Raw genomic sequence first — 16,893 nt, forward strand, 5'->3', positions numbered from 1 at the left:
CACCCCAGCGGTGGGTGGCCGGACCCTTGGTGTCCCGCGTGCGGGTGCGGGAGCGCGCGGCCCACGGCGGCGCGGCGGGCACCGCCCGGCGGTCGCCGCACCGTGAACCTTGGCGGGACCGTAGCCGACCGGCTCCGAGACCACAAGTCGGGGCGCGGGGAGCGCGGCCGCGGAGCGGCGGCGGGTCAGGAGGCGCAGTCGTTCCAGGGCACGGTCTCGTCGAGCTTCTCGGAGGGCTGGGTGAGGCTGTACCAGCAGCCGGAGTCGTCGCGGAAGACGGCCTCGATGCCGTAGGGGCGCTTCTCGGGCTTCTGCACGAACTCGACGCCCTTGGCGGACATGGCCTCGTAGTCGCCCTGGCAGTCGTCGGTGGTGAACGCCCCGGCGCCGAGGACACCCTTGGCGATGAGCGCCCTCATCTGCGCCGCGGACTCGGGGTCCATGCTGGGCGGGCCGGGCACCATGAGGGTGAGGCTGAGGTCGGGCTGCTCCTCGGCGCCGAGCGTGAGCCAGCGCATGCCGCCCTCGCCGAGGGTCATGTCGTCACGGACCTCCAGGCCGAGCTTCTCGGTGAAGAACCGCTTCGCCGAGTCCTGGTCGAGCACCCAGATGGTGGCCAGCCCCAGCTTATTGATCATGTTGATTCCCCTTCTGACCAGGTGTTTCCTCCACCCTAGGAGGGCCGTCGCCGGGCGGCCTTCTCGATTGTTGCGCCGGTGCCGGGACCGTCCGCGCGGAAGCCGCCGGCCCACAGCAGCACGAAGCAGCCGGGGATCGCGGAGGCGCCGGCGGTGCGGGCGCGCGCGGAACTCGGTGGGCGTCATCCCCACCTGCTCCTTGAAGCGGGTGCAGAACGTGCCGAGGCTGGTGAAGCCGACGAGCATGCAGATCTCGGTGACGGTGAGGTTCGCGTTGCGCAGCAGGTCCTGGGCGCGTTCGATGCGGCGCCGGGCGAGGTAGGCGCCGGGGGTCTCGCCGTAGACGCCGCGGAACAGCCGGACGAAGTGGTAGCGCGAGTAGCCGGCGACCGCGGCGACGGCGGCGACGTCGAGCGGTTCCGCCCAGTCGCGGTCCATGGTGTCCCGGGCGAGCCGCATGCGGCGCAGCAGCCCGGTGTCCGGTGCGGACGGCGCGGTTCCCATGCGCCGATGCTGGCACACCGAAGGCCCCGGAGGCGGCGCGCGCCTCCGGGGCCTTCGTCTCCGGCTCTTCGTCTCCCGGTCTTCGCCGGCGGCTCAGGCGATCGGACGCGCCGTCGGCGGGATCGGGTAGGGCAGGTCGGTGCGGCCGGTGAGGCGGGCGTCGACGCCGCGCGCGGCGGCGCGTCCCTCCGCGATGGCCCACACGATCAGGGACTGGCCGCGGCCCATGTCCCCCGCGGCGTACACGCCGTCCACCGACGTCTTGTAGTCGGCGTCGCGGACGACGTTGCCGCGCTGGTCGAGGTCGACGCCGAGCTGTTCGAGGAGCCCCTCGCGCTCCGGGCCGAGGAAGCCCATGGCGAGGGTGACCAGCTCGGCCGGGATCTCCCGCTCGGTGCCCGCGACGGGCTGGAAGCCGGTCTCCGGGCCGCCGACCTCCACGATCCGCAGGGCGCGGACGTTGCCGTCCCCGTCCCCGGCGAACTCGGTGGTGGACACGGCGTAGACGCGGTCGCCGCCCATGTCCGCGAGCTCCTCGTGGGCGCTCTCCACCTTGAACAGCATCGGGTAGGTCGGCCAGGGCTGGGCGTCGGGGCGGGTCTCCGGCGGCCGCGGCATGATCTCCAGCTGGGTGACCGAGGCGGCGCCCTGCCGGATCGCGGTGCCGATGCAGTCGGCGCCGGTGTCGCCGCCGCCGATGACCACCACGTGCTTGCCCTTCGCGGAGATCGGCGACTCCGCGTAGTCGCCCTCCTGCGCCCGGTTGGACGGGGGCAGGTACTCCATCGCCTGGTAGACGCCGTTGAGCTCGCGTCCGGGGACGGGCAGGTCGCGCCAGGCGGTGGCGCCGCCGGCCAGGACGACGGCGTCGTGCCGGTCGCGCAGGTCGTCGGCGCTGAGGTCGACGCCGACGTTCACCGAGGTCTTGAACTCGGTGCCCTCGGCGCGCATCTGGGCGAGGCGCCGGTCGAGGTGCCGCTTCTCCATCTTGAACTCGGGGATGCCGTAGCGGAGCAGGCCGCCGATCCGGTCCGCGCGCTCGTAGACGGTGACGTCGTGGCCGGCGCGGGTGAGCTGCTGGGCGGCGGCGAGGCCGGCGGGCCCGGAGCCGACGACCGCGACGGTCTTCCCGGTCTTGACGGCGGGCGGCCGCGGGCGCACCCAGCCCTCCGCGAACGCCCGGTCGATGATCTCGACCTCGACCCGCTTGATGGCGACCGGGTCCTGGTTGATGCCGAGGACGCAGGCGCTCTCGCACGGCGCCGGGCACAGCCTCCCGGTGAACTCCGGGAAGTTGTTGGTGGCGTGCAGCCGCTCGATGGCCTCCTGCCAGTCCCGCCGGTAGACGAGGTCGTTCCATTCGGGGATGAGGTTGCCGAGCGGGCAGCCCTGGTGGCAGAACGGGATGCCGCAGTCCATGCAGCGGCTCGCCTGCTTCTCCAGCCGGTCGCGGCCGAAGTCCTCGTAGACCTCGGACCAGCTCCGGATGCGCACGTCGACGGGGCGCCGCTTCGGGAGCTCCCGCCCGACGGTCAGGAAACCCTTCGGGTCAGCCATAGGGATGTCCCCCTCTCTCAGCTCTGGGCCGCGGCCATGACGGCCTCGTCGACGTCGCGTCCCTCGGCCTCGGCCTTGGCCATGGCGTCGAGGACGCGGCGGTAGTCCCTGGGCATGATCTTGGTGAAGCGGGCGGCGGCGGCGTCCCAGCCGTCCAGCAGCCGGCGCGCGACCGGCGACCCGGTCTCGGCCAGGTGCCGGGCGACGAGGTCCCGGACGAAGCCGAGGTCGTCGGCGTCGAGGGGCTCCAGGTCGACCATCTCGCCGTTGACCCGCTCCGGCACCAGGTCCAGGACGTAGGCGATGCCGCCGGACATGCCGGCCGCGAGGTTGCGGCCGGTGCGGCCGAGGATCAGCGCGCGGCCGCCGGTCATGTACTCGCAGGCGTGGTCGCCGACGCCCTCGACGACGGCGGTGGCGCCGGAGTTGCGGACGCAGAACCGCTCCCCGACGATGCCGCGGGCGAACAGCTCGCCGGACGTGGCGCCGTACAGGATGACGTTGCCGCCGATGATCTGCTCCTCGGCGGCGAACCCGGCGTCGGCGGGCGGGCGCAGCGTGAGCCGCCCGCCGGACAGGCCCTTGCCGACGTAGTCGTTGGCGTCGCCGACGAGCCGCAGCGTGATGCCGCGCGGCACGAACGCGCCGAACGAGTTGCCCGCCGAGCCGGTGAAGGTGACGTCGATCGTGTCGTCGGGCAGGCCCGCGCCGCCGTGCCGCTTGGTCAGCTCGTGGCCGAGCATCGTGCCGACCGTCCGGTTGACGTTGCGGATCGGCAGGTCGAGGGTGACCTTGTCGCCGTACGCGAGCGCGCCCTCGGCGAGCTGGATGAGCGTGTTGTCCAGGGCCTTCTCCAGGCCGTGGTCCTGCTCGGTGACGCGGTGGAGGGCGGCGCCCTCGGCGTGCCCCGGCATGTGCAGGATCGGGCTGAGGTCCAGCCCGGACGCCTTCCAGTGCTCGACGGCGTCGCGGGTGTCGATCATCTCGACGTGCCCGATCGCCTCGTCCAGGGACCGGAACCCGAGGGCCGCCAGGTGCTCGCGGACCTCCTCGGCGACGAACTCGAAGAAGTTCACGACGAACTCGGGCTTGCCGCCGAACCGCTGCCGCAGCACCGGGTTCTGGGTGGCGACGCCGACCGGGCAGGTGTCCAGGTGGCAGACCCGCATCATGATGCAGCCCGACACGACCAGCGGCGCGGTCGCGAAGCCGTACTCCTCGGCGCCGAGCAGCGCCGCGATGACGACGTCGCGGCCGGTCTTCATCTGCCCGTCGGTCTGCACGACGATGCGGTCGCGCAGCCCGTTCAGCAGCAGCGTCTGCTGCGTCTCGGCGAGGCCGAGCTCCCAGGGCGTGCCCGCGTGCTTGAGGGAGGTCAGCGGGGACGCGCCGGTCCCGCCGTCGTGCCCGGAGATCAGGACGACGTCGGCGTGCGCCTTGGACACCCCGGCCGCGACCGTGCCGACGCCCATCTCGGCGACGAGCTTGACGTGCACGCGCGCCGACGGGTTGGCGTTCTTCAGGTCGTGGATGAGCTGCGCCAGGTCCTCGATGGAGTAGATGTCGTGGTGCGGCGGCGGCGAGATGAGGCCGACGCCCGGGGTGGAGTGCCGGGTCTTGGCGATCCACGGGTAGACCTTGTGGCCGGGCAGCTGGCCGCCCTCGCCGGGCTTGGCGCCCTGCGCCATCTTGATCTGGATGTCGTCGGCGTTGGTGAGGTAGTCGGAGGTGACGCCGAACCGCCCGGACGCGACCTGCTTGATGGCGCTGCGGCGCAGGTCGCCGTTCTCGTCGGGGGTGAAGCGCGCCGGGTCCTCGCCGCCCTCGCCGGTGTTGGACTTGCCGCCCAGCCGGTTCATCGCGATCGCGAGGGTCTCGTGCGCCTCGGCGGAGATGGAGCCGTAGGACATCGCGCCGGTCGAGAACCGCTTGACGATCTCCGAGGCGGGCTCGACCTCCTCGATCGGCACCGGCGGCCGCTCGCCCTCCTTCAGCCGGAACAGGCCGCGGAGGGTCATCAGCTGCTCGGCCTGCGAGTCGACCTTGGCGCTGTACTCCTTGAAGATCTCGTAGCGGCGGGTGCGGGTGGCGTGCTGGAGCTTGAACACCGTGTCCGGGTTGAACAGGTGCGGCTCGCCCTCGCGGCGCCACTGGTACTCCCCGCCGACCTCGAGGGTCCGGTGCGGGAGCTCGTTGCCGCCCGCCGGGTAGGCGCGGGCGTGCCGCGCGGTGACCTCGCGGGCCAGCACATCGAAGCCGACGCCGCCGAGCCGGGAGGTGGTGCCGGTGAAGCAGCGGGACACGACGTCCTCGCCGAGGCCGATCGCCTCGAAGATCTGCGCGCCGGTGTAGGACGCGACCGTGGACACGCCCATCTTCGACATGATCTTCAGGACGCCCTTGCCGTAGCCCTTCACCAGGTTCCGGACGGCCTTCTCCGCCGGGAGGCCCTCGATGACGCCGCCGCGGACGAGGTCCTCGACGGTCTCGATCGCGAGGTACGGGTTGATCGCGGACGCGCCGTACCCGATGAGCAGCGCCATGTGGTGGCACTCGCGGGCCTCGCCGGTCTCGATGACCAGCCCGACCCGCGTGCGGGTCTTCTCCCGGATGAGGTGGTGGTGCACGGACCCGGTGAGCAGCAGCGACGGGATCGCCGCGCGGGCCGAGTCGGCGCCGCGGTCCGACAGCACGATGATGCGGGCGCCGGCGTCGATGGCGCGGCTCACCTCGGAGTTGATCTCCTCCAGGCGGGCCTCCAGGGCCTCTCCCCCGCCGGCGACGTCGTACAGCCCGTGCACGACGTGGGCGTGCAGGTGCGGCAGCGACCCCTCGTCGTCGATGTGGATGATCTTGGAGAGTTCGCCGTTGTCGAGGATCGGGGTGGGGAGCACGAGCCGGCGGCACGAGTCCGGGCCGGGCTCCAGGAGGTTGCCCTCCGGGCCGAGCGTGGACTGCAGGGAGGTGACGAGCTCCTCGCGGATCGCGTCCAGCGGCGGGTTCGTGACCTGCGCGAACTGCTGCTTGAAGTAGTCGAACAGCAGCCGCGGGCGCTCGGACAGCACCGCGATGGGGGTGTCGGTGCCCATCGACCCGATCGGCTCGGCGCCCGTCTTCGCCATCGGCGTCAGGATGATCCGCTGCTCTTCGAGGGTGTAGCCGAACGTCTGCTGCCGCCGGACGAGCGTCTCGTGCGTCGGGATCTCCCGCTCGCGCCGCGGCAGCTCCTCGAACCGGACCAGGCCCTCGTGCAGCCACTCGGCGTACGGGTGCTCGGCGGCGAGCTCGGCCTTGACCTCGTCGTCCTCGACGATCCGCCCGGCGGCGGTGTCCACCAGGAAGATCTTGCCGGGCTGCAGCCGCCCTTTGCGGACGACCTTGGACGCGGGGATGTCGAGGACGCCGGCCTCGCTGGCGAGGACGACGAGGCCGTCGTCGGTCACCCAGTACCGGCCGGGGCGCAGCCCGTTGCGGTCCAGGACGGCGCCGACGACGGTGCCGTCGGTGAAGCTGACGCTGGCGGGGCCGTCCCACGCCTCCATCAGGGTGGAGTGGAACTCGTAGAACGCGCGGCGGTCGGCGTCCATCTCGGCGTGGTTCTCCCACGCCTCGGGGATCATCATCAGGACCGCGTGCGGCAGCGACCGGCCGCCGAGGTGCAGCAGCTCCAGGCACTCGTCGAACGACGCCGTGTCGCTGGCCTCGATGTCGATCACCGGGTAGACGCGGGACAGGTCGCCGGGGATCAGGTCGGACTTCAGCAGCGCCTCGCGGGCCCGCATCCAGTTCCGGTTGCCCTTCACCGTGTTGATCTCGCCGTTGTGCGCGATGAACCGGTACGGGTGGGCGAGTTCCCAGGCGGGGAAGGTGTTGGTCGAGAACCGCGAGTGCACGAGCGCGATCGCGCTGGTGAAGCGGCGGTCCGACAGGTCGGGGAAGAACGGCTCCAGCTGCGGGGTCGTCAGCATCCCCTTGTAGACGATCGTCCGGCTGGACAGGCTCGGGAAGTAGACCCGCACGTCCTGCTCGGCGCGCTCGCGCATGCAGAACACGGCGCGGTCGAGTTCCAGGCCGGTCTTGCCCGCGTGCGGTCCGCCCTCGGCGGCCGCGACGAACAGCTGCGCGAAGTGCGGCATGACGCGGCGCGCGGCCGGGCCGGTGAAGCCGGGGTCGTGCGGCAGCTCGCGCCAGCCGAGGACCGCGAGGCCCTCCTCCGCGCAGAGCGTCTCGACGTGGGCCACCACCGCGGCGCGCTCCTCGCCATCGGCGGGCAGGAACGCGATGCCGGCCGCGTAGGCGCCCGCCTCGGGGAGCGCGAAGTCGCAGGCGTCGCGGAAGAACGCGTCCGGGATCTGGACGAGGATGCCCACGCCGTCGCCGTCGTCGGGCTCGGCGCCCACCGCCCCGCGGTGGTCGAGGTTCCGCAGGACCGTCAGGGCGTTCTGCACGATGTCGTGGCTTGTGCGGCCATGCAGGTCCGCCACCATCCCGACGCCGCAGGCGTCGTGCTCGTGCACCGGGTCGTACAGCCCCTGCGCTCCGGGCCGGCCGTCGCCGGCAACAGATGTGCGGGCATCAGGTGTGAAGGCAGCAGTCGCCATCAACCCTCCCGTCGTCGTCGTGTCACTGCTGATGTCAGTGCAGTCCGGGACGGCGTTGGCCCTTCTGCGGGTGAGATGACATTACATCACTGCCGGGATCATGCCCGAGTGTCACGGATCGCGAAACTTCCGGGCACGAATCGGCGGAGCGTCATCGCACAGTGGTTTAGACCAGGTTACCGGCTTCATCCCCGGTGAAAAGGGCCGCGGCCGCGGTGACGATCGTCACCCGGGTGATCGGGTTTACCGAAATATTGCGGTGCGCCGGTCAGTCCGAGGCGCGGGCGGCGCGGCCCAGCACGGCCGGGTTCTTGCCGCCCTCGATCAGCAGCGACAGCAGCGCCTCGTCCTCGGCGCCGCCCTTGCCGTCCAGGCGCTGCGCCCACGTGACCACGGCGAAATGCCCCATGGCGAGGCCGCGCGCCATCCCGAAGCCGCGGCCGAAGTCGTCCAGCGGGGCGGGCGCCTCCAGCGGCCGGACGAAGCCCGCGCCGATGGTCTTCTCCAGCGTCGCGACGAACCGGTCGGCCTCCGCCGCCCCGGAGAGGTTGAACACCGCGACCGCCAGGCCGTAGCCGTTCCGGGGGCCGGAGTAGATGCCGCGCGCCACCTGCGTGCAGCCGCCCTCGCCGAGCACCTCGCCCACGGTCGCGCCCCACACGGCGTCGGCGCAGTCGCCGTCCAGGCGCTTGGTGCGCAGCTTGACCTGCACTTCCCCGCCGGGGACCGCCACCTTGGCGGCCGAGGCCGGGAACACCTCCTCGATCGTCAGCGGATCGGGGTCGGCCTTGCGGGACGCGATGCCCGAGTACGCCGACGCCGACGACGAACTGGAGTAGGAGGCCGGTGAGAGACCGGTCCCCGCCGGCGTCCCGATCCGCGTGCCCGCCGCGTCGCCAGCGGCGGGCCCGTCGCCCCCGCGCAGCACGAACACCGCCCCCAGGCCGAGCAGGACGACCAGCCCGAGCACGGCGGCCGCGCCGAAGTAGAGCTTCGGCCCCTTCCCGCGCGGCGCGTCCTTCGGCTTCCCCGCCTGGGGCTGCGCCGCGGACCGGACCGGAGGCCTCCCCGCTCCACCGCGCCGCTTCGCCTTCTTGCCCGCCTTCTTACCGGTCTTGCCCGCCTTCTTCCCCTTCCCCCCGGAAGGCCCGTCATCGGGATAGGGCACGGCCTCGTCGTGGTAGTCGCCCTCGCCGTCGTCATAGTCCGGCTCATCACCGAACCCCGGCCCATACCCCGGCCCGCCGCCGGAACCGGAGGGACCGTCGTAGCCGGCCGCGAACGGATGGCCGGGCGTCATGCCGGGTCCCGGTGCCCAGCCCGCGCCTGGGGGCGCGTCATGGCCCTGCCCTCGGCCGTGGCCCGGCGCCCCGCCGCTACCTGGGGCACCGCCATGGCCTCGCATCTCGCCGTAGCCCTGGGCCCCCTGGAAACCCGATGCCTCGCGATAGCCCGGAGCCGGAGGGACTTGGCTCGGTCCCGTGCCGTAGCCCGGGGCCGTCCGCGGACCCGTCGCCTCGTAACGGCCCGGTGCCCCGCCAGGGCCTCCGGGGCCGCCACGGCGCTGCATGCCGCCGTAGCCCGGGGCTCCCTGCGGACGCGGCGTCTCGCCGGTGTTCGGTCCGCCTCGGGAGGCCGGGGCATTGCCTCGGGCCGGTGGTGCGCCGTAGCCGGGAGCGCCGCGGCCGGGGGCCTCCGGGTAGCCGGGGCGGTCCGCGGGCTCGTGGTAGGCCGGGTCGTCCTCGTACGGAGGGCGGGGCGGCGGGACGGCGCGGGGGGTGCGGCGGGACGGGTCCGGACGGCGCGGGCCGCCGCCCAGCCGGCCGGGGGGCGTCCTGCGCGGCGGCGGCTGGCGGCCCTGGCGGCTCATCGGCCGGCGCCGGGGGCCGCCGCGGCGGGGCTCATCGGGGTCCACAGCCGGGCAGACTACTGCCCGCGGGCCGGTGACACGCCCGGGGACCGGCGGATCACTGCCGCGCCCCCGTGTTGGCGGCCAGGTCGAGGCGCCCGTAGAGGAAGTCGGCGGCGCCCTCGATGACCAGGCTGACGTCGATCAGCTCGTTCAGCGAGGCGGGCTGCTCCCCGCCGGCGCGCTCCACCCAGGTGATCACGGCGTAGTGGCCGTAGGTCTTGGCGTAGGCGGCGCTGAACCCGGAGCCGAACGCGGGCACGTCCTTCACGTTCAGGGGCTTCACCCAGCCGGCGCCGGTCTCGGTCTGGAGGTCGCGCAGGATCTGGTTGACGCCGTCCGCGCTCTTCATGTTGATCACGAAGAACTGGCCGACGTGCTTCTTGTCGCCGCTCACGTACGCGGAGCGGACGATCTGCGTGCAGCCGAACTTGTCGAGGTCGCCCTGCAGGCGGCCGCCCCACACCGCGGCCTTGCAGTCCTTGGTGAGCTCCGACCCGGCGAGCTTGAAGGAGAACTTGCCCGACTGCAGGTCCTTGGCGGACGACGCCTCACCCTCGGTGATCTCGCGGATGTCGGCGGACCTGTCGGCGATCTGCTGGAAGCCCTCGCCGTTGAAGTCGGGCGTGAAGGCCGTCGGCACCAGCGGCTTGTCGGCCGGCGCCTCGTCCCCGCCGGTGAACATCAGCACGGCGACGACCGCGACCACCACCGCGACGAGCGCGGCGGCCGCGCCGAACAGCGGCTTCGGGCCGGGGAGCTTGCGGCCGGGCTTGTCCGTCGGCCAGAAGTCCCGGCCGCGGCCCTTGCCCGGGGCCTGTGCAGAACCTGAGTCACGAGCCTCGATCACGCCCCGGAGCTTAGCGGTACGGCCGGCTCACGCGGGACAGAACGGGCGTTTTATCCAGTTCGCTCGGGCGTCAGATGCCGCTCGTGCCGATCAGCGCGCCGACCGCGTAGGTGATCCCGGCCGCGGCGGCGCCGAACAGCAGCTGCCGCAGCCCGCCGAACCACCAGGGCCGGGTGGTGATCCCGGCCACCAGCGCACCGGCGCCGAACAGCCCGGCGGCCGCGACGATCGCCGCGGGCCACAGCGTGGCGGCGCCCAGCAGGTAGGGCAGCACCGGCAGCATCGCGCCGACCGCGAACGACAGGAACGACGAGCCCGCCGCCAGCGTCGGGGACGGCAGGTCGCCCGGCGTCACCCCGAGCTCCTCGCGGGTGTGGACCTCCAGCGCCTCGTCCGGATCCCGGGACAGCTGCCGCGCGACCTCCGCGGCGGTCTCCGGGTCCACGCCGCGCGCCTCGAAGACCCCGGCCAGCTCCCGCTCCTCCGCCACCGGGTGCCGGGCCAGTTCCAGCCGCTCGACCTCGATCTCCGCCTCGGCCAGCTCCGACTGGGAGGCGACCGAGATGTACTCCCCCGCCGCCATCGAGAAGGCTCCCGCGGCCAGGCCCGCCAGCCCCGCCAGCAGGACGACGTTCTGGTTCGCCTGCCCGCCGGCCACGCCGGCGATCAGCGCGAAGTTGGAGACCAGGCCGTCCATGGCACCGAACACCGCCGGCCGCAGCCAGCCGCCGGTGACGTCGCGGTGCCGGTGGTGCTGCTCCGGCTTCGCACCGGCCTCCCCGCTGGTCATCTCGCGCCCACCGAAGCCCTCCGCCGACCGCTACTTCCCGTCCTTGACGGGCTCCTCGTCCTCTACCCGCCCGGCGTCGCCCGCACCGTCCTTGCCGGCACCGTCCTTGCCGGCACCGTCCTTGCCGGCACCGTCCTTGCCGGCACCGTCCTTGCCGGCACCGTCCTTGCCGGCACCGTCCTTGCCGGCACCGTCCTTGCCGGCACCGTCCTTGCCGGCACCGTCCTTGCCGGCACCGTCCTTGCCGGCACCGTCCTTGGGCTCCTCGGCCTCGTCGTCGCCGGACGCCGCGCTCTCCACGTCGTCGGCGGCCTTGCCGCCCTCGGGCTTCTCGGGGCCGGGGCTCTCCGGCTCGTCCCCGGAGCCGGGCTCGGGGTCGTCCTTCGCCCCGGATTCCGCGCCGCCCGCCGCGGACTCCGGCTCCTTGCCGGTGACCGGCGCGTCCTTCGGTCCGTCCTTCGGCGCGTCCTTCTCCTCCCCGGCGGGGCCGGCGGGATCGGACGGGCCGTCCGCGGGGCCGCCGACGTTCTCCGGGCCCGTGCGGTTCCTGGCCTGGTACAGGTAGGCGACCGCGGCGAGGAAGAGGATGACCGACGTCCAGGTGTTGAGGCGCAGCCCGAGGATGTGGTGGGCCTCGTCGATGCGGAGCGTCTCGATCCAGGCCCGTCCCAGCGTGTAGGCGGCGACGTAGAGCGCGAACGCGCGGCCGTGGGTGAGCTTGAAGCGCCGGTCGGCCCAGATGACGAGGACCGCGACGCCGATGCACCACAGCGACTCGTACAGGAACGTCGGGTGGTAGGTGGCGATGTCGGCGTACCGGGGGTCGAGGCCGGGGCCGCCCTCCAGCATCGGCCGGTGGTCCTCGTCGATCTTCAAGGCCCAGAACGTGTCGAGCGGGCGCCCGTACAGCTCCTGGTTCCAGTAGTTGCCCCAGCGGCCGATGGCCTGCGCGAGGGCGATCCCCGGCGCGACCGCGTCGGCCAGCGGGTAGATGGAGATCCCGCGGCGCCGGCAGCCGATGAGCGCGCCGACCGCGCCGAACGCGACGGCGCCCCAGATGCCGAGGCCGCCCTGCCAGATCTCCAGCGCCCGGGCGGGGTCGCCGTCCTCACCGAAGTAGAGCTGGTAGTCGGTGAGTACGTGGTAGATCCGCCCGCCGACGAGGCCGAACGGCACCGCCCAGACCGCGACGTCGATGATCACGCCGGGGGTGCCGCCCTTGGCGGCCCAGCGCCGCTCGCCCAGCCAGACCGCGGCGACGATGCCGAGGATGATCATGATGGCGTAGGCGCGGATCGGGACGGGTCCGATGTGCCAGATGCCCTGCGAGGGGCTCGGGATGTAGGCGAGCGGCTGCATGACCGATGACGTTACCGCCTCCGGGTCGCCGCGCGCGCCACCTCTAGGAGGGTGCCCGCGCGGAGCCGTCCGCCGTGCCGCCGGCGTTCCCGCCCGACTGCGTGCCGCGGGTGGCGGGGGCGTCGCCGCCGCCCGCCGCCGAGACGGCCTGCCGCAGGTCTTCCGGGGAGCCGAGGGCGTCGCCGCCGACCTTCGCGCCGTTCAGCGCGACGTACGGGGTCGCGTCGACGCCCGCCCGCCCGGCCGCGGTGCTCGCCTTCTCGACCAGGTCGATCTGCCGGTTCTGGTTGACGCAGGCGGCGAACGCCGGGTCGGTGACGCCGAGGTCGGTGCCCCATTCGATCAGGCTCTTCGGGGTGAAGCCGGTGTCGCCCTCGGCGGGCTGCTCGGCGAACAGCTTGTCGTGGTACGGGAGCCACTTGCCGACGGGGACGCAGGCGGCGGCGTTCGCGGCCCGCCGCGAGTTCGACATCAGCGGGTCCTGCTGGAAGAGCTGGAACGGCCGGTACACGACCCTGGCCTTGCCGTCCGCGGCGAGCTGCTTGAACGTGCCGCCGAGCCGCCGCTCCAGCGTCGCGCAGGCCGGGCACTGGAAGTCCTCGTAGATGTCGATGACCGGCGCGGTGACGCCCGGCTGCGCCATCGCGACCGCGCCGTTCTCCAGCCGCGTCGCCGGCGCCAGCGGGCCGGTGTAGTCGTTCAGCGGCTCGTCCCCGCCGTCGCGGGACACCGCCACGACGGTCACGGCCACGACGACCGCCGCGATGGCGACGGCGCCCAGGACGACCACCAGCAGCCGCTGCCGGCGCCGCCGGGCCGCGGCCCGCGCCCGGTCCTCCCTGAGCCGCCGGCGCGCGCCCGACGGCTCCCTGTCCCGCTCGCTCATCGATCCCCCGCTCGGTGACTGTGCGTGTCCGTACGAACGACGAGCGTAGCGGGGATGGGCGGCCGGGGGCCGGGAAAGCGCCGCGCCGCGCCGTCCCGGCGGGGACGGCGCGGCGCTCGGCGGCCTATGCGGCCCTAACCTGCGGAGCCGGTGCTCACTTGCCCGCGGCGGCGGCCGCGTCGATCGTGGCCCGGAGGGCGGCGGGGTTCATGAACTGGGTCGAGTCCATCTCCCTGCCGTCCAGGAAGACCGTGGGCGTGCCCTGGACGCCGCGCTCCTGCAGCGCGTAGTTGGTCATCGCGTCGACCTGCGCCTTCTTCTGCTCCTCGCGCACGCACTTCTCGAAGTTCGGGTCGGTGACGCCGATGTCCTTGCCCCACTTCACGAGGTCGTCGGGCGAGAAGCCCTTCGAGCCCTCGGCGGGCTGGAAGCGGAAGAGCGCCTCGTGGTAGGAGATCCACTTGTCGGCCGGGACGCACAGCGCCGCCTCGGCCGCGCGCAGCGAGTTGATCCGGATCGGGTCCTTCTGCTGGCCGAACAGGTGGAACGGCCGGTAGACGACCTTGACCTTGCCCTGTTCCGCCAGTTCCAGGACGGTCTGCCCGGTGGCGTCCTCGAACTGCTTGCAGACCGGGCACTGGAAGTCCTCGAAGATCTCCAGGACCGGCTTCTCCACCCCCGGCTGCGCCATCACGATGGAGCCGTCGTCCTGCCGGGTGAGCGGGGCGACCGCGCCCTGGTGGACCTCCGCGCGGCCCTGCTTGCGCTGGTGGTCGACGATCAGGACGGTGCCCACCACGACGACGGCCACGGCGACCACCGAGCCGAGGACGATGGCGAGCAGCCGCCGCTGCCGCTGCCGCGCGTCCTGCCGCTTGCGCTCGGCGGCCAGGCGCTCTCTGGCGGACCGCTCTCGTGCGGCCTTGCTCATTGGTTCTCCTATGGGTGGGAGCCGCGCCGCCACCCTGGGGCGCGGTCACGGTGAGGTTAGTCGACCTGACCGATTCGCCGGAATTCGTCGATCAGGACGAGCACGAACAGCAAGACGGTGATGACGTGCACCCCGGTGCACCACAGGCAGATCTTGTGCAGGAGCGCCAGTTCCACGGTGACGAGGTAGACGACGAACAGGACGCCGACGGCGGTGGCGGCCACCCGTCCCCACCGCAGCGGCGCCCAGGACGACCGCAGCGCCCACGGCGTGATGAGCGCGGCGAACGCGACGAAGAACGCCAGCCCCAGCAGCGGCATGGGAATCCCGAGCAGCGTGGAGTACTCGCTGGTCGTGACCGCGTGGCAGTCCACGGTCTGGGACGCCGAGCACACCAGCGCGCCCTCGTCGTAGTGCGTCACCGTGAGGTACACGGAGATCCCGAACCCGGCGACCGTCAGCAGCCAGGCCGGGATGAGGAACCATGCGGGAGGGAGCGAGGGCGTCGCCGTGTCGGCCCGGTCTTCCGCCGTCATCTCTTGCGTCATCGTGAACCTTCCAAGGACCGCCTCACCCGGCGAACACACCCTACGGGAGAGCGGGGGCGCCACGACACGAACCTTGCGGCGCCCCCGGGGGTTTTCCACGGTTCCGCGGAACGCGCTCCGCGGACGTGCACGGCGGAAGGCGGGGAGCGGCGGCGCGGGTCAGCGCCCGGCGCGGACGCCCTCGGCCAGTTCCGCGGTGAGCTCGCGGACGCCGGCGAGCCCGGACGCGAGGTCGGGCGCGTCCAGCAGCCGGCGGATGAACGCCGAACCGACGATCACGCCGTCGGCGAACCCGGCGACCTCGGCGGCCTGCGCGCCGTTGCCGACGCCGAGCCCCAGCCCGACCGGCAGGCTCGTCCCGCCCTTGTCGATGATCTCGCGGGTGCGCTCCACCAGCCGCGGGGCGCCGGTGTCGACGGCGGAGCGGGCACCGGTGACGCCCATCAGCGACGCCGCGTACACGAACCCGCGGCACACCCCCGTGATCTTCTCGATGCGCTCGTCGGTGGAGCTGAGCGCGACGAGGAACACCCGGTCCAGGCCGCGGGCGTCGGACGCCTCCAGCCAGGCGCCGCCCTCCTCGGGCGTGAGGTCCGGGGTGATGAGCCCGGCGCCGCCGGCGGAGGCCAGGTCGCGGGCGAACGCGTCGACGCCGTAGTGGTCGACGGGGTTCCAGTACGTCATGACGAGGGTGGGGACGCCGGTGGCGGCGACGGCCTCGACCGTCCGGAACACGTCGGCGACGCGGATGCCGCCGACGAGGGCCTGGTGGACGGCGTCCTGGATGGTGGGCCCGTCCATCATCGGGTCGCTGTAGGGCAGCCCGATCTCGATGACGTCGCAGCCCGCGTCGACCATCGTCCGCGCGGTCTCGACGGCGCCCTCGTAGGTGGGGAACCCGGCGGGCAGGTAGCCGACGAGCGCGGCCCGGCCCTCGGCCCGGGCCTTGTCGTAGGCGGTCTGGACGCTCACTTTCCCTCTCCCTCGGGCATCAGGCCGAAGAAGCCGGCGGCCGTGTGCATGTCCTTGTCGCCGCGGCCCGACAGGCACACGACGATCGTCGCGTCCCGGCCGAGCTCCCGGCCGAGTTCGGGGCCGAGCTTCAGCGCGCCGGCGAGCGCGTGCGCGGACTCGATCGCCGGGATGATGCCCTCGCTGCGGCACAGCAGCGAGAACGCCTCCATCGCCTCGGCGTCGGTGATCTCGCGGTACTCGGCGCGGCCGGAGTCGCGCAGCCAGGAGTGCTCGGGCCCGACGCCGGGGTAGTCGAGGCCGGCGGAGATCGAGTGGGTCTCCAGCGTCTGCCCGTCGCCGTCCTGCAGGAGGTAGGTCCGCATGCCGTGGATGACGCCGAGCGAGCCGCCGACCAGCGTCGCGGCGTGCCGGCCGCTGGCCACGCCGTCGCCGCCCGCCTCGAACCCGTACAGCCGGACGGACTCGTCGGGGACGAAGGCGTGGAAGGCGCCGATCGCGTTGGAGCCGCCGCCCACGCAGGCGGCGACGGCGTCGGGGAGGGCGCCGGTCAACTCCAGGCACTGCCGCCTGGCCTCCACCCCGATGACGCGCTGGAAGTCGCGGACCATCATCGGGAACGGGTGCGGGCCCATGACGGAGCCGATGCAGTAGTGGGTGTCGTCGACGGTGGCGACCCAGTCGCGGAACGCCTCGTTGCAGGCGTCCTTGAGGGTGCGGCTGCCGGTCCGGACCGGGACGACCTCGGCGCCGAGCATCCGCATCCGGGCGACGTTGAGGGCCTGCCGCTCGGTGTCGACCTCGCCCATGTAGACGGTGCAGGTCAGGCCGAGCAGCGCCGCGGCGGTGGCGGTGGCGACGCCGTGCTGGCCCGCGCCCGTCTCGGCGATGACCCGGGTCTTGCCCATCCGCCGGGTGAGCAGCGCCTGCCCCAGCACGTTGTTGATCTTGTGGGAGCCGGTGTGGTTGAGGTCCTCGCGCTTGAGCAGCACCCGGGCGCCGGCGTGCTCGGAGAAGCGCTCGGCGTCCGCCAGCAGGCTCGGGCGGCCCGCGTAGTCCGCGAGGAGGCCGTCCAGCTCGGCGGTGAACGAGGGGTCCTGCTTGGCGGTCTCGAACTCGCGGGTCAGCTCGTCCAGCGCCGCCATGAGCGCCTCGGGCGCGAACCGCCCGCCGAACGCTCCGAAGTGGCCCGTCGCGTCGGGCACGGCACCGCGCGCGGTGTCGATGGTCATGAGAAAACGCGTCCTGTCATGGGAGAAGGGGCTTGCCGGGGTCAGTGCTTCACCGGGCCCGCCATCGCTCCCGCAGCGGCTCCACCAGCATGCCCGTACCCTATCCGGTCCGCGTC

Annotated in this window: 12 protein-coding genes; all 12 read right to left on the minus strand. The window is 73.0% G+C overall.

The features are described from left to right. Nucleotides 1-185: 185 nt before the first annotated feature. The 12 genes from IEZ03_RS38320 to trpB all read right to left on the minus strand — a co-directional run bounded on the left by IEZ03_RS38320 (nt 186) and on the right by trpB (nt 16,777). Nucleotides 186-1,142 carry a helix-turn-helix domain-containing protein gene (locus tag IEZ03_RS38320; protein WP_221480800.1) on the minus strand — a complete coding sequence of 319 codons (957 nt, stop codon included), beginning with the start codon at nt 1,140-1,142 and terminating at the stop codon, nt 186-188. Nucleotides 1,143-1,235: 93 nt separating this feature from the next. Then, nucleotides 1,236-2,699 (minus strand): glutamate synthase subunit beta, encoded by a 1,464-nt coding sequence (locus IEZ03_RS32635; RefSeq protein WP_184886105.1) that lies wholly within the window; start codon nt 2,697-2,699, stop codon nt 1,236-1,238. Between the two features lie 17 nt (nt 2,700-2,716). Then, entirely contained in the window at nt 2,717-7,300 is a 4,584-nt protein-coding gene (gltB, locus tag IEZ03_RS32640; protein ID WP_184886107.1) for a glutamate synthase large subunit, read from the minus strand. A 268-nt stretch (nt 7,301-7,568) separates the two neighbouring features. Further along, the gene (locus IEZ03_RS32645; RefSeq protein WP_184886109.1) at nt 7,569-8,600 is read right to left on the minus strand and encodes a hypothetical protein; all 1,032 of its coding nucleotides are present in this window, start codon (nt 8,598-8,600) and stop codon (nt 7,569-7,571) included. Nucleotides 8,601-9,267: 667 nt separating this feature from the next. After that, entirely contained in the window at nt 9,268-10,059 is a 792-nt protein-coding gene (locus tag IEZ03_RS32650) for a hypothetical protein (protein WP_184886111.1), read from the minus strand. A 70-nt stretch (nt 10,060-10,129) separates the two neighbouring features. Further along, on the minus strand, nt 10,130-10,849 hold the full coding sequence (locus IEZ03_RS32655) for a VIT1/CCC1 transporter family protein (RefSeq protein ID WP_132046670.1): 720 nt from the start codon (nt 10,847-10,849) through the stop codon (nt 10,130-10,132). Between the two features lie 30 nt (nt 10,850-10,879). Further along, the gene (lgt, locus tag IEZ03_RS32660; RefSeq protein ID WP_189241259.1) at nt 10,880-12,208 is read right to left on the minus strand and encodes a prolipoprotein diacylglyceryl transferase; all 1,329 of its coding nucleotides are present in this window, start codon (nt 12,206-12,208) and stop codon (nt 10,880-10,882) included. A gap of 43 nt (nt 12,209-12,251) precedes the next feature. Beyond that, nucleotides 12,252-13,094, minus strand: coding sequence for a DsbA family protein (locus IEZ03_RS32665; protein ID WP_184886115.1), 843 nt, complete (start codon nt 13,092-13,094; stop codon nt 12,252-12,254). A 154-nt stretch (nt 13,095-13,248) separates the two neighbouring features. Beyond that, on the minus strand, nt 13,249-14,025 hold the full coding sequence (locus tag IEZ03_RS32670; RefSeq protein ID WP_132046667.1) for a DsbA family protein: 777 nt from the start codon (nt 14,023-14,025) through the stop codon (nt 13,249-13,251). A 56-nt stretch (nt 14,026-14,081) separates the two neighbouring features. Next, nucleotides 14,082-14,573 carry a vitamin K epoxide reductase family protein gene (locus IEZ03_RS32675; RefSeq protein ID WP_132046666.1) on the minus strand — a complete coding sequence of 164 codons (492 nt, stop codon included), beginning with the start codon at nt 14,571-14,573 and terminating at the stop codon, nt 14,082-14,084. 159 nt (nt 14,574-14,732) lie between these two features. Further along, nucleotides 14,733-15,545 (minus strand): tryptophan synthase subunit alpha, encoded by an 813-nt coding sequence (trpA, locus tag IEZ03_RS32680; protein ID WP_184886117.1) that lies wholly within the window; start codon nt 15,543-15,545, stop codon nt 14,733-14,735. Then, nucleotides 15,542-16,777 (minus strand): tryptophan synthase subunit beta, encoded by a 1,236-nt coding sequence (trpB, locus tag IEZ03_RS32685; protein WP_184886119.1) that lies wholly within the window; start codon nt 16,775-16,777, stop codon nt 15,542-15,544. The genes trpA and trpB overlap by 4 nt, the downstream gene beginning before the upstream one ends. Between the last annotated feature and the right edge of the window lie 116 nt (nt 16,778-16,893).

The sequence above is a fragment of the Actinomadura livida genome (assembly GCF_014648675.1).
Lineage (GTDB): Bacteria > Actinomycetota > Actinomycetes > Streptosporangiales > Streptosporangiaceae > Spirillospora > Spirillospora livida.